Here is a 13,040-nt window from a genome sequence, read left to right as displayed (position 1 = left end):
TCTATGTGACTCGTCTGAACAGGTGCTTTGCGGTGCCGCCCCGGTGCAGCAGGATTGACGAACAATCCGGCGCACGGGGGTGCGGGGAGCCGGATATCCACAGAGGAAGGACGTGGCACATCGTGGTGCCTTTCTCAGGTAGGCGTGTGGTCGCCGCTATCGCGGCCAGCACCCTCCTCGGCACGATGGCGCTGGCCGGCCCGGCGCAGGCCAGCCCGAACAACAACACCGTCGACAAGCTGACCAAGGCGGTGACGGTCAAGGGGGTGCTCAAGCACCTCGACAAGTTCCAGGACATCGCCAACGCCAACAACAACACCCGTGCCTCCGGGACCCCGGGTTACGACGCGAGCGCCGACTATGTGGTCGGGCTGCTGAAGAAGGCCGGCTACCAGGTCAGCCGGCAGCAGTTCGACTTCGCGTTCTACGAGGAGTTCGGCTCGTCGTTCGCGCAGGTGGCGCCGACCGCCACCACGTACGTCGACGGGGTCGACTACACGCTGATGGACTACTCCGGCGCCGGCGTCGCCCAGGGCCTCGTCGTCCCGGTGGACCTCGCCCTCGACCCGCCGCGCGCGTCGACGTCGGGCTGTGAGGCAAGCGACTTCGCCGGCGTGGACGTCGTCGGCAAGATCGCTCTGGTGCAGCGGGGCACCTGCGCCTTCGGCGACAAGGTCGTCAACGCGGAGGCCGCCGGTGCCATCGGCGCCATCGTGATGAACCAGGGCAACGGTACGCCGGAGGCCAACGCGGACCGCTACGACCTGTTCGCCGGCACCCTCGGCGCCCCGGTCGGCATCCCGACGGTCTCGGTGTCCTACGACACCGGTGCGCAGTTCGCGACCACGCCGGGCCTGACCCTGCGGATCGAGGCCGACACCACCTCGGAGATCCGCAGCACCGAGAACGTCATCGCCCAGAGCAAGCACGGCCGCACCGACAACGTCGTCATGGCCGGGGCGCACCTCGACTCGGACCCGGCCGGCCCGGGCTTCAACGACAACGCCACCGGCAGCGCCGCGCTGCTGGAGGTCGCACTCCAGATGGCGAAGGTCAAGCCGTACAACGCGGTCCGCTTCGCCTGGTGGGGCGCGGAGGAGGCGGGTCTGATCGGCTCGCAGTACTACGTGGACAGCCTGAGCGAGCAGCAGGTCGCCGACATCGCCCTCTACCTCAACTTCGACATGATCGGCTCGCCGAACTACGTGTTCGGGGTGTACGACGGTGACGACTCGGCGCAGGAGGGTTCCGGCCCGGGGCCGGAGGGCTCGGCGCAGATCGAGAAGGTCTTCGAGAAGTTCTTCGCCTCCCGGAAGCTGCCCACGGTGGCGTCCGACTTCACCGGTCGTTCGGACTACGGCGCGTTCATCGACGTCAACATCCCCGCCGGTGGTCTGTTCACCGGGGCGGAAGGCGTCAAGACGGCCGAGGAAGCCGCCCTCTTCGGCGGTGTGGCGGGAGTCGCCTACGACCCCTGCTACCACCTGGCCTGCGACAGCCGTACGCCGGTGAAGGACGGGGCCGACGCGGCGGTGTACAAGTCGCTGGGCAAGAAGTACAAGCTCCACGGCAACGTCAACGTGTTCGCGCTCGACGTCAACTCCGACGCGGTCGCCGCCTCGGTGATCACCTTTGCCTTCGACACCTCGGCCGTGAACGGCGTGCCGGGCAAGGCACCTGGAAAGGGCAAGGGTAAGGGCAAGGGCAAGGGGCACAAGCACCACCACCACCACAAGCACGGCCACAAGCACCACTGGAAGTAGGCCGGCTCAGCTCGAAAGGAGGGGCCCCTTCTTAACGCCTGCGGCAGAGGAGGGGCCCCTTTTTAACGCGTTCGGGTAACGCTAGGCGCAGACCGTCACTGTGGTGACCGGTCCGAGCGGGTCAACCGCCAGTACTGGCGCTTGGCGTCGTCGCGGACCACCACGCCGTAGCGGCCGAGTTCCGCGCGCAACTCCCGAGCCTCGTCGCGCCGGTCCCGCTCCAACGCCTCCTGCCGGGCCCGCAGCAGCGCGTCCGCGCCGGTCGGCAGGCCGGGCAGGTCGGGCACCCAGCGCCGGTACTCGTCCCGGTGCGGATCGGCGTCCGCCCAGGGCCAGCCGTGCTCCTTCAACGCCGCGGCCAGTCGGTCGGCCGGCAGGTCGGACCTTTGCCGGACCAGCTCACCGGCGTCGCCGTCGAGCAGCACCAGATCCTTGCCGTCGACGAACGCCACCCGGGTACGCGACCGCGCGACCTCCTGCTCGGTGCCACCGTGACGCAGCCGGATCCGGGCACTGTCTACTGTGACCAGTACCCGGTCGGCGGTGCCCATGGCGGCGACCACCAGTCCGGCCAGCACTCCCAGCCCCACGCCGCCGCCCAGGGCGTACCCGTCGGGCAGGCCGTCGACCAGGCGGAACAGACCCTGGGCGGGTGCCCAGGCCAGGCCCGCCACCCAGCCCGCCCCGACGGCCAGCAGTCCACCTGCCGCGGCACCGACGATCGGGAATCCGCCCCAGAGCACCACCAGTTCCCCGACACCGTCGCCGACCACCGTCGGTTCCCCGTACGCCGTCACGTCACCTCCTGGCGCATCGTGCGGACCAGCCCGGCGGCCAAGGGTACGACCAGCCACACCAGCAACGACACCGCGAGTCGCTGCCACTGGCCGCTGGTCATCTCGGCAGTGAACAACGGCTCCATGGTCCGGTTGGTGTCCAGCCACTCCCCGGCGCGGTACAGCGGCTGGACCAGAGCGCCCAGGATGGACCACGCGATCGGCAGCACCAGGTAGGCCACGATGGCCAGGGGAGTGTGCAGCAACAGCAGGCCGAAGCCCGCCCCGATCAGGGCGGTGCAGACCTGGAGCACGACGGCGTGCGCGATCAGCATCCCGTCGAAACGCCAGGTGCCCGCCCCGCCGGTCGCCTCGGCGATAAGTGTCGCGACGGCCGCGACGGCCAGGCTGACCAGCACCGAGGCCAACGCCGCCAGCACCACCGCGAGGAGCTTGGCGATGATCACCCGCTCCCGGCGGGGGACCAGCGCGAACGTGGTCAGCGCGGTGCGTTGCGACCACTCGGTGGTGATCGACAGGATGCCCAGCACCGGCAGCAGGACCCCGACCGGGAACAGCGACGGGACGAAGAAGTTGGCGAAGGTCTGCTCGTCGTCCGGCGCGTACGCCAGTTGCAGGGCGATGATGCCGGCGGCGACCAGCCCGATGGCGACCAGCAGCCAGCGTCCGGCCCGGGTGTCGACGAGCTTGCGCAGCTCGACCACGGTCAGTCGGCTCATCGGCGGTCGGGGCTGCCCGGCGGCGACATCCCGGCCCACGGCGGGGGCGATGGTGGCGGTCATCGGACGATCTCCTCGGTGGGCGGGACGGCGGCGGACCGGGCCGAGGCCGGGCCGGTGGCGGTCTCGGCGGTGAGGGTGAGGAAGAGTTGCTCCAGGCCACCGGTGCCGGTCGGGCGCAACTCGGTCAACGCGACCCCGGCCGCGGCGGCGGCCAGCCCGACCGCCTCGCTGTCCGCGTTCACCAGCAGCCCGTCGGTGCTGTCGTCGACCGGCAGACCGGCTCGCTCCAGCGCGCCGCGCAGCGCCGCACGGTCGCGGGCGCGCACCAGTGTGCCGCTGCCGGCGAGCAGTTCCTCCTTGCTGCCCTGCGCCACGACCCGGCCACCCCCGATGACCACCAGCCGGTCCGCGACCGCCTCCACCTCGCGTAGCAGGTGGGAGGAGAGCAGCACGGTGCCACCCCGGTCGGCGAAGTCGCGCAGCAGCCCGCGCATCCAGAAGATGCCCTCCGGGTCCAGCCCGTTGGCGGGCTCGTCCAGCACCAGCACCTGAGGATCGCCGAGCAGCGCGTGCGCCAGGCCGAGCCGCTGACGCATGCCCAGGGAGTACGCCCGCACCCGGCGCCTGGCCGCCGCCCCGTTGAGGCCGACCCGGTCGAGCAACTCGCCGACGGCCCGCCGGTCCACGCCCATGGTGGCGGCGGACAGGGCCAGCGCCTCCCGCCCGGTCCGTCCGGCGTGCTGCGCGGAGGCGTCCAGCAGTACGCCGACCGTACGGCCGGGGTTGGGCAGGTGGCGGTACGGGTGCCCGGCGATCGTGGCGGTGCCGGAGGTCGGCGGGGTGAGCCCGCAGATCATCCGCATCGTGGTGGACTTGCCGGCGCCGTTGGGGCCGAGGAAGCCGGTCACCGTGCCCGGCTCGCAGTGGAACGACACGTCGTCGACGGCGGTGTGCCGTCCGTACCGTTTGGTGAGCTGCTGTACCGCGATCATGCCGGTCAGCCTGCCCGGGCCATCCGGTCGAGCGCAGCGGCCGAGGGTCTGCCGTCGCCTCGACCAAGGTCGACGCCGAGGTCTCGACTTTGGTAGCTGGTCGGCCCTGCGGCGGCTGCCTACCATTGCGCCTGTGACCAGCGCCGCCGTCCTCGAACACCCTGGGTTGCTGCCCGGGGCGCTCGACCCGACGGGCCCGCACTCCCGGCGTACGGCCCGGGACTGGCTGGTCGACAGCCTCTGCTTCGTGGCGGCCCTCGGCTGGGTGGTGGCGGCGACCCTGGATGCCGCCTCCCCGCAACCGAGCTACGCCGAGCGGCTGCCGTACCCGTGGATGATCACCGCGGACGCGGTGATCGGGGTGGCCTTCGCGGTGGCGCTCTGGTTCCGCCGCCGCTGGCCGGTCGGGCTGGCCGTGGCCACCCTGCCACTGTCGGTGTTCTCGATAACCGCCGTGGTCTCGCTGCTGGTCATCTACTTCACGGTCGTGGTGCACAGGCGTACCGCGGTGGCGCTGGCGGTCACCGCGGGTGGCCTGGTGGCGAACATGTTCTTCGCGCTGGTGCGTCCCGACCCCGAGCTGGCGTACTGGCCGACCACCACCTGGGGGGTGGTGATCACGCTGCTGGTGCTGGCCTGGGGGATGTTCGTGCGGGCCCGCCGGCAGTTGGTGCTGTCGCTGCGGGAGCGCGCCGAGCGGGCCGAGGCCGAGCAGCAACTGCGGGTGGCCCAGGCCCAGCAGGTGGAGCGCACCCGCATCGCCCGGGAGATGCACGACGTGCTGGCGCACCGCATCTCGTTGCTCAGCCTGCACGCCGGTGCGCTGGAGTTCCGTCCCGATGCGCCCGCCGAGGAGGTGGCGCGGGCGGCCGGGGTGATCCGCAGCAGCGCCCACGCCGCGTTGCAGGACCTGCGCGAGGTGATCGGCGTGCTGCGGGCCGAGGGTTCGCTCGCCACGGAACCGGAACGCCCCCAGCCCACCATCGCGGACCTGCCCACCCTGGTCGCCGAATCCCGAGCCGCCGGGGTCCGGGTCGATCTGCGCGACGAGGTGTCCGCCGCCGACGAGCTGCCCGCCGCGACCGGCCGGACCGCCTACCGGATCGTGCAGGAAGGGCTGACGAACGCCCGCAAACACGCCCGTGGCGCGGCGGTCACGGTGGGGCTGCGCGGCGCACCGGCCGACGGGTTGAGCGTGGAGATCCGTAACCGGTGGCCGGTGGGCGAGCCGGACGCCGACGGCATCCCCGGTGCCGGCACCGGCCTGATCGGCATCGCCGAGCGGGTGCATCTCGCCGGCGGGCGGCTGGAACACGGCCGTGACGGCAGCGGCGATTTCCGCCTGGCCGCCTGGCTGCCCTGGCCGGCGACGTGACCGGCGGAGGCGTGGGCGAGCAGGCCCGGTCGGAGCCGCCGGACACCGCGCTGCGGCCGGTGCGGATCCTGATCGTGGACGACGACGCCCTGGTCCGGGCCGGGCTGTCGATGATCCTCGGCGGTACGCCCGACCTGACGGTCGTCGGGGAGGCGGCCGACGGCAGCGAGGTGATGGCCGTGACCGCGGCCTGCCGGCCCGACGTGGTGCTGATGGACATCCGGATGCCCCGGCTGGACGGGTTGGCCGCCACCGAGCTGCTGCGGGCACTGCCCAGGCCGCCCGAGGTGCTCGTGCTGACCACCTTCGACGCGGACGAGCACGTGCTGCGGGCACTGCGGGCCGGTGCCGGTGGCTTCCTGCTCAAGGACACGCCGCCCGCGGAGATCGTCCGGGCGGTACGCCGGGTGGCGGCGGGGGAGGCGACCCTGTCCCCGACGGTCACCCGCACCCTGATCGCGCATGTCACGGCGGGTACCGCCGCCGATCCGCGCCGGGACCGGGCGGCCCAGTTGCTCGCCGGGCTCACCGAACGGGAGCGGGCCGTCGCGGTGGCCCTCGGGCGAGGGCGTACCAACGCCGAGATCGCCGCCGAGCTGTTCATGAGCGTCGCCACCGTCAAGGCGTACGTCTCCCGGCTGTTGACCCGCCTCGACCTGAACAACCGGGTGCAGGTCGCGCTGCTCGTGCACGACGCCGGACTGGTCTGAGTCGAAATCGGCCAAGGCCGGTGAACGGCGTTGAACTATCCCGCCCCGGGGGCCGTACCAATGGTTGAGGTGCGCTGCTCAAGCGCACCGCCACCTCAGTTGCGGGAGGCCTGCCGTGCGAGTTGATGAGCAGTCGACGGATCCCATCGATCAGATTCTGGGTGAGTTGCCGGTGCCGACGCCGCTGACCCCCGAGGATGTCCGGCTGGCGGTCCGGGCGGTGGTGGTACACGCGGCCGAGGAGTGGCCCTCCGGGGCGCTGTGCCGCAACGACGGATCCCGGTTCCCCTGCCGCCTGCACCGCTGGGGTCGACAGGTGCTGCTGAACCACGGGCTCAACGAGCGACAGCTCGACGCCCTCATCCGGCACGGCAACCCGTTCGTACACGTGCCGTTCCCGTTTCTGGTGAACGGACCCAACCCGGGACGTACCCCGGCGGCGCGTCCGCCGGGCGGCGACCGGACCGCTTCCCACCCAGGGCGGACCGCCGACCGGGCCGCCGGGTATCCGCCACGCCAGGGCCTCGCCGCCGGCCATCCGGCGCGTGTCCCGGTTCCCCGGGTGGCGGCTCCCCCGGTTCGGGCCGGCGCCCGCACCGCCGGTACCGGCCGGCCGGTGGCACCCCCCGCCACCGCGCCGCGCTGGCCACGGGCGAGTTGAGAGGGCTCGCCCGCCGGCGGTACGACGCCGGCCCGGGGTGCGGGTTGGTTCCCCCCGCCTGACCCCGGGCCGGCGTCGCTCCCCTCAGCGGTTACCGGCGGGAATGCCGCAGTTGGGGGCGGCCCAGTAGGTGTTGTTCGTGACCCCGTCGCGGTTGTTCTCCCGCCGCGAGTCGACGTGGACATGGGTGTTGTGACCCGACACGCCGGGCCCGATGATGCCGCTGAACCCGTGGTTGCGGGCGGCGCGGGCGACGTCGCACAGCGACCGGTCCCGTGAGATCAGGTCGGCGGCGTTGCCGTAGAGGTGCTGGCTGTTCGACGCGCCGCCCACCTGGCTGTTGCAGGTACGGCTGCGGAAGCCGCTGGTGACGATCAGCGGCTTGTCGCCGAGGCTCTTTCGCAGCGCCTCCAGCTTCCACATCGTGCGCAACGCGTTCTGCCGGGTCTGCGCCGTCGTCAGTGGGCCACCCGTCCAGCCGCCCCGGCCGCAGCCGTCGTCCATCTCGGCCCAGTTGAAGTGCCGGGGCGTGCAGTTGTTGTCCTGGATCTGGTACAGCTTCGCGAAGGTCTGCGGGCCGGCGATCCCGTCGGCGGTGAGGCCGTACGCGGACTGGAAGCGGCGTACCGCGGCGGCGGTCTTCGGGCCGTACCGGCCGTCGAGCTCCACGATGTCGCGGTTGCCCGCCCAGCCGGCCACCCGCAGTTGCAGCTCACGCACGTCGCTGCCGGAACGCCCCTGGGAGAGGGTGCGGTCCCAGGTGTAACAGGCGTCGGCATGGGCCGCTGGCGCGGCGACCACGGAGGCGATCGCGGCGCCCGGCACGGCCAGGGCGAGGGCGACCAGAACCCGTTTCAAGCTGTGTACGCGCACAGAAGTCCTCCCGATAAGAGCGATTGGGGTGGCGTGCGGGCCTTTGGTCAGGGTGGTCCCGCAGATCCACCCTGACACCCGACGGGAGGGTTCGCGGCTATTAACAAGAATTGTCCTCATGATTCGCTGTACCTGGGGACTTGCTGAGAATTGGTCGCTTTTCCGCAACCGGACATCGACCCCGGTACGGCCCGATGCGGCTCTTCCGGTGCGGAACATCGCAGCTGGTCACCGGGTTTGTGCGGTTCCCTGACCGCAGTGATCCCGGTAACGTCAGCGCGGGTTACGACGGGGAGGCGGCGTGGCGCGCGGTGGCATCTTCTGTGTCGAGGGTCAGTGGCACCGGGATCTCAACGAACGTGGCTCGGTGCTGCCCACCCTCGAACTGCTCGAACGGCTCGGCAAGATCCGCTTCATCCACAAGGACGCCGCCACCCGCGACGAGTTGTTCTACTTCGTCGATCGCTGGCTGCTCAAGCAGTACGCCGACCACCGGTTGGGCTTCTTCGCCATGCATGGCGAGCCGAACCGGCTCTGCCTGACCGACTGGCACTCCGTCGAGCTCACCGAGGTGGCCGAGCGGATGGCCGGGCGCTGCGAGGGGCGGCGGCTCTACTTCGGCAGCTGCTCGGTGCTGCGCGCCCCCGAGTCGGCGCTGCGCGAGTTCCTCGCCGTCACCGGCGCGGCGTTGATCTGCGGCTTCACCCGCGAGGTGGACTGGGTCGAGTCCGCCGCGTTCGAGACCGTCCTGCTCGACGTGCTCGCCAACGGCCAGCGGCACAATGCCGCCGAGCTGCGGATGGGCTCGGCGCACTGGGCGCCGCTGGCGTCGTACCTCGGCTTCCGGATCATCTACGCCAACGGCCGGGCCTGGCGGCCGTCGGCGCGGCCGAGGGTGCCCAGCCAGACCTCGGCCGGCCGGGCCGGCTGATCACCACGCGACCGCGCTGCGTACACCGTACCGCTGGCTCAGGCTGGTAGAAACGAGCGATGGCACGCATGATCGCACGCAACACCCGGGTCGACCGGGACGGCCTCGTCGAGTTTCTCCGCCCCCGGCACCGGGTGCTGCTGATGACCACCCGCGCCGACGGCCGACCACAGTCCTCGCCGGTCGCCGCCGGGGTGGACGACGCCGGACGCCTGGTCATCTCCACCTATCCGGAACGCGCCAAGGTGGCAAACATCCGTCGTGACCCGCGGGTGTCGGCGTGCGTGCTGTCCGACGACTGGAACGGCCCCTGGGTGCAGGTCGACGGCACCGCCGAGGTGCTCGACCTGCCGGATGCCCTCGAACCGCTCGTGGAGTACTTCCGCAGCATCTCCGGTGAGCATCCCGACTGGGACGAGTACCGGCAGGCCATGATCCGGCAGGGCAAGTCGCTGATCCGGGTCACCATCACCTCGTGGGGGCCGGTGGCCACCGGCGGGTTCCCGGCACGGCTGGCCGACTGAGGACGGCGTCCTCGCGGCGGGTGTCTTGCGGCCGGTGCCTTACGGCAGACGCGAAGCGGGGGTGCGGCCGACCGGCCGCACCCCCGCTCACGAACAGATCAGGCCCGCGCGGTCGCGTACGCTGCGGTGCCGATCAGCTCCATCGACACCTGGAGACGCTCCAGGCTGATGTTGTTGGCGATGGTGTCCTCCGGGGTGTGGTACGGAGGCTCCAGCAGCGCCGGGGACTCCTCGCCACGCCAGGAGAAGTTGGCGCTGGCGATGCCGACCTCCTGGAAGGACTGGTGGTCGCTGGAGCCGCGCTGGGTCACCGGGGAGATCTGCGGCTCGTAGCCGAGGCGGCGGGCCGATGCGGCGACCTCGGCGGTGGCCCGGTTGTCCTGGCCGTCGAAGGAGAGCAGCCAGTACCTCGTGGCCGGGTCCCAGCTGGTCGCGACCATGTCGTTCTGGTACACGGCGAGGATCCGGTCCCGCTCGGCCTGCGGCAGCTGGCGGACGTAGTAGCGCGAGCCGATCAGGCCCTGCTCCTCCGAGCCCCACAGACCGAACCGGATGGTGGCGTTGGTCGGGATCGACTTCAGCACCCGGCCCAGCTCCATGCAGAGCGCGGTGCCGGAACCGTCGTCGTTGGCGCCCGGGGCACCGATGACGGTGTCGTAGTGCGCGCTGATCATGACGATCGGGCCGTTCGCACCCGACTTCCCGCGCCGCTCGGCCAGCACGTTGTTCGAGGTCAGGTTGCGGTGCGCGGTGGTGGCGACGGTGAGGGTGAGCGGACCGGTGGCCAGCAGCTCACGCAGCCGGTTCTTCTGGGACTGCGCGACGCCGAGCACCGGGATCGGCACCGGGTTGTTGGCCGAGCCGGGCAGGGTGGGCGAGAAGGTCCCGGCCAGACGCGGCGCCGCGGCGTCGGCGGCGAGGAGGATCACGCCTGCGGCACCGGCCGCGACGGCGGTGGCGACGACCTGCTCGCGCCGGTTGGCGACGTAGTCCACCAGCACGATCTTGCCGCGCACGTCGGCCGGGTAGTCGCTGGCCGCGCCGGCGCGGACGTCGACCACGTCACCGGTGACCTTGGTGTCCAACGCCGCGTGGGCGCTGGCCCCGGTCTGCCAGTTCAGGTCCTTCGGCAGCTTGCGGCCACGGGCCGGCGTGCTGATCTGGCCGGTGAACTTGTCGGCGACCGTGAACGGCTGAAGGGTGGTGTCGTAGCCCAGCTTGTCGAAGTGGCGGGCGATGTAGTCGGCGGCCTTCCGCTCCGACTTGGTGCCACCGATGCGCGGCCCGATGTCCTCCGACAGCTTGACCAGGTGCTCCAGGGCCCGGCGCGACGAGATCTGCGCGACGACCTTCCGGTCGTCCGGCGTGAGCTTCGGCGGCTTGTGCGAACCCGGCCGCTTGTCGTTGGCGGCCCACGCCGGCACGGGCAGCGCCACGGTAGCGGCACCACCGAGGGCGACGGTCAGCACCCGGCGACGATTGAGGAACCCGGACCCGATGGAGTTGGACGATTCGTGCGAGGGTGTCACGGTGTCGTCGAATGAAGACAAGACTGCGCCTCCTGAATTGAGGTCGGAACCGGGCGCAGGGGGTTTGCGACCCGGACCAAGGAGGCTTGAATCTAACTCGCGAGCTGCCGTTACTCAAGATCAGGGGTCAGTAGGCGACGGTGAAACGAGAATTCGGGAATTGCGAATTTTCGATTTCGTCAATGACGGCGACAGCGAGATCCTCATAGCTGAGTGCGCATCGTCCGGAAGTGTCGGTAACCGGGTGGTCGGTTCCGATGCGATATCGCCCGGTACGTTCACCCGGATGGAACTCCAACGGCGGTGGCGAGACGTAAGTCCAGCTCACGCCGTCGGCATCTGAGCGGTAGACATCCAGCGCCTCCGCTTGGCCGAGCGCCGAGTCACGGTACTGGGCGGGGAAATCGGGCTCGTCCAGCAGCCGGCGTCCCGACGGGGACAGCAGGGTCGCCCCGCCACCAACATGGATGATCCGGGGTGCGGCCGGCATCTGCCGCAGCCCGGCGATCAGTGCGCGGGCGGCGTCCGGCCAGAGCGTACGGTCGCCGCCGCCGATCGCCACCACGAGCGCGTCCGCTGCCGGCGCCAACTCCCGTACGCTGCGTTCGCTCGTGGCGTCGCCGGTGACCACCCGCACCCCGGCCGGCAGGTAGGTGGTGGCCTCCGGCCGCCGTACCGCGGCCACCACCCGGTGACCCCGGTTGAACGCCTCGGTGACGATCCGCGAACCCGCGGTGCCACCCGCCCCGAACACGACGATGTCGCTCACGATCCCAGGCTAGGGAGCAGGCCGGGTCACCGTCGGCGGAACGCCCGATCCGGTGCCGCACCGGCCGCTGCCCGGCGGCCGATGCGGCACCGACCGTTGCTCAGCCCACCAGCGCCGAGTAGACCAGTTGCCGCAGCTGGGGACGGATCGGCCAGGTGCTCGACGGCATCAGCTGGGTGAAGAACATGGCGGTGATCTGCTCCACCGGGTCGACCCAGAACGCCGTGCTGGCCACGCCGCCCCAGTAGTACTCACCGACGCTGCTCGGCACCCGGCTGGGAATCGGGTCCTCCACCACCGCGAAGCCGAGACCGAAGCCGATCCCGTCCAGGGTCGTCTCGGCGAACCCGCCGGTGGACAGGGCGCCCAGATCGCGCCCGCCGGGCAGGTGGTTGCGGGTCATGAAGCGCACCGTGCGGGGCGCGAGCAGCCGGGCGCCGTCCAGCTCGCCGCCGCGCAGCAGCAACTGGGTGAAGCGGTGGTAGTCGGCGGCCGACGAGATCAGGCCACCACCGCCGGAGAGCAGCGTGGGCTTCTCGTACGCCAACGCGCCGAGCGCGTCGTGGCGTACCGCCCGGCCGGTCTTCGGGTCTGCGGCGTACAGCGCGGCGAGGCGGGCGGCGTCGGCACCGTCGACGTACCACCGGGTGTCCTCCATGCCCAGCGGGCGCAGGATGCGCTCGGTGAGAAAGGAGTCCAGGCTCTGCCCGGAGACCACCTCGATCAGCCGGCCCAGCACATCGGTGGCGACCGAGTAACCCCAGGCGGTGCCGGGCTGGAACAGCAACGGCAGCTCGCCGAAGGCCCGGCAGGCCTGCGCCAGGTCGACGTCCGACGGCGGGTACAGGTCGTAGCCGGCGGCGCGGTACAGGCCGTCGACCACCGAGGTCTGCATGAAGCCGTACGTCAGGCCGGCGGTGTGGGTGAGCAGGTGCCAGACCCGGATCGGCTCGACCGCCGGGACGGTGTACGGCTTGAGCGTCGACCCCTTCGAGTAGACCCGATTGTCGGCGAACTCGGGCAGCCACCGCCCGATCTCGTCGGTCAGCTCGAACCGACCCTCCTCCCAGAGGATCATCGCGGCCACCGAGGTGATCGGCTTGGTCATCGAGTAGATCCGCCACAGGGTGTCGGCCTGCACCGCCGCACCCGATTCCCGATCGCGTAGCCCGTACGTCGAGCAGTGCGCGACCTCGCCGCGGCGGGTGACCACCACCTGCCAGCCGGCCAACCGGCCGTCGTCGACGTACCTGCCGAAGTGTTCGTCGATCCGGGCCAACCGTGCCGGGTCGAAGCCGACCTGTGCCGGGTCGATGCTGCGCGCGATACTCACCCGGTCGAACCTACCGACCGGCCCTGGCGTCGGGAAGGTGCCTGTCGGTGGGTTTGGTTAG

At 71.2% G+C, this 13,040-nt stretch carries 13 protein-coding genes; 6 read left to right on the top strand and 7 right to left on the bottom strand.

Going from position 1 to position 13,040, the window contains the following annotated elements; translation table 11 throughout:
• The first annotated feature begins 146 nt into the window (after positions 1-146).
• The gene (locus tag C1A38_RS11235) at positions 147-1,763 is read left to right on the top strand and encodes a M28 family metallopeptidase (protein ID WP_199180176.1); all 1,617 of its coding nucleotides are present in this window, start codon (positions 147-149) and stop codon (positions 1,761-1,763) included.
• A gap of 95 nt (positions 1,764-1,858) precedes the next feature.
• Here C1A38_RS11235 and C1A38_RS11230 read toward each other — a convergent pair whose 3' ends face one another.
• The 3 genes from C1A38_RS11230 to C1A38_RS11220 are packed head-to-tail and all read right to left on the bottom strand — an operon-like array spanning position 1,859 to position 4,274.
• Complete coding sequence (locus C1A38_RS11230; RefSeq protein ID WP_102657786.1) at positions 1,859-2,560, bottom strand: YqeB family protein; 702 nt, start codon at positions 2,558-2,560, stop codon at positions 1,859-1,861.
• Positions 2,557-3,342: an ABC transporter permease subunit gene (locus C1A38_RS11225; protein ID WP_102657785.1), complete on the bottom strand. Its 786-nt coding sequence runs from the start codon at positions 3,340-3,342 to the stop codon at positions 2,557-2,559. Before C1A38_RS11225 ends, C1A38_RS11230 begins: the two co-directional genes overlap by 4 nt.
• Positions 3,339-4,274, bottom strand: a complete 936-nt coding sequence (locus C1A38_RS11220; RefSeq protein ID WP_102657784.1) for an ABC transporter ATP-binding protein — start codon at positions 4,272-4,274, stop codon at positions 3,339-3,341. The genes C1A38_RS11225 and C1A38_RS11220 overlap by 4 nt, the downstream gene beginning before the upstream one ends.
• A gap of 133 nt (positions 4,275-4,407) precedes the next feature.
• Between C1A38_RS11220 and C1A38_RS11215 the strand changes: the two genes are divergently transcribed.
• The 3 genes from C1A38_RS11215 to C1A38_RS11205 all read left to right on the top strand — a co-directional run bounded on the left by C1A38_RS11215 (position 4,408) and on the right by C1A38_RS11205 (position 7,020).
• Positions 4,408-5,649, top strand: a complete 1,242-nt coding sequence (locus C1A38_RS11215) for a sensor histidine kinase (protein WP_102657783.1) — start codon at positions 4,408-4,410, stop codon at positions 5,647-5,649.
• Positions 5,625-6,359, top strand: a complete 735-nt coding sequence (locus C1A38_RS11210; protein ID WP_373306990.1) for a response regulator — start codon at positions 5,625-5,627, stop codon at positions 6,357-6,359. The genes C1A38_RS11215 and C1A38_RS11210 overlap by 25 nt, the downstream gene beginning before the upstream one ends.
• A gap of 115 nt (positions 6,360-6,474) precedes the next feature.
• Positions 6,475-7,020: a hypothetical protein gene (locus C1A38_RS11205; protein ID WP_102657782.1), complete on the top strand. Its 546-nt coding sequence runs from the start codon at positions 6,475-6,477 to the stop codon at positions 7,018-7,020.
• 84 nt (positions 7,021-7,104) lie between these two features.
• Here the strand turns inward: C1A38_RS11205 and C1A38_RS11200 are convergent, their stop codons facing one another.
• Positions 7,105-7,893 carry a M15 family metallopeptidase gene (locus C1A38_RS11200; protein ID WP_102657781.1) on the bottom strand — a complete coding sequence of 263 codons (789 nt, stop codon included), beginning with the start codon at positions 7,891-7,893 and terminating at the stop codon, positions 7,105-7,107.
• Between the two features lie 301 nt (positions 7,894-8,194).
• Here C1A38_RS11200 and C1A38_RS11195 point away from each other — a divergent pair, with 301 nt between their 5' ends.
• Together C1A38_RS11195 and C1A38_RS11190 are read left to right on the top strand one after the other, a co-directional pair.
• Positions 8,195-8,824: a DUF6642 family protein gene (locus tag C1A38_RS11195; protein WP_102657780.1), complete on the top strand. Its 630-nt coding sequence runs from the start codon at positions 8,195-8,197 to the stop codon at positions 8,822-8,824.
• A 59-nt stretch (positions 8,825-8,883) separates the two neighbouring features.
• Positions 8,884-9,348 carry a PPOX class F420-dependent oxidoreductase gene (locus tag C1A38_RS11190; protein WP_043719790.1) on the top strand — a complete coding sequence of 155 codons (465 nt, stop codon included), beginning with the start codon at positions 8,884-8,886 and terminating at the stop codon, positions 9,346-9,348.
• 98 nt (positions 9,349-9,446) lie between these two features.
• On the opposite strand, the gene C1A38_RS11185 is transcribed toward C1A38_RS11190, so the two are convergent.
• The 3 genes from C1A38_RS11185 to C1A38_RS11175 form a co-directional block, all read right to left on the bottom strand.
• The gene (locus C1A38_RS11185; RefSeq protein WP_233196767.1) at positions 9,447-10,898 is read right to left on the bottom strand and encodes a M28 family peptidase; all 1,452 of its coding nucleotides are present in this window, start codon (positions 10,896-10,898) and stop codon (positions 9,447-9,449) included.
• 106 nt (positions 10,899-11,004) lie between these two features.
• The gene (locus C1A38_RS11180) at positions 11,005-11,646 is read right to left on the bottom strand and encodes an NAD(P)-dependent oxidoreductase (RefSeq protein WP_013731834.1); all 642 of its coding nucleotides are present in this window, start codon (positions 11,644-11,646) and stop codon (positions 11,005-11,007) included.
• A gap of 100 nt (positions 11,647-11,746) precedes the next feature.
• Positions 11,747-12,979, bottom strand: a complete 1,233-nt coding sequence (locus C1A38_RS11175) for a serine hydrolase domain-containing protein (RefSeq protein ID WP_102657778.1) — start codon at positions 12,977-12,979, stop codon at positions 11,747-11,749.
• Between the last annotated feature and the right edge of the window lie 61 nt (positions 12,980-13,040).

The organism is Verrucosispora sp. ts21, from assembly GCF_002879555.1.
Taxonomy (GTDB): domain Bacteria; phylum Actinomycetota; class Actinomycetes; order Mycobacteriales; family Micromonosporaceae; genus Micromonospora; species Micromonospora gifhornensis.
The sequence above is the reverse complement of the archived record's forward strand: the minus strand, read 5'-3'. Positions and strand labels throughout refer to the sequence as shown.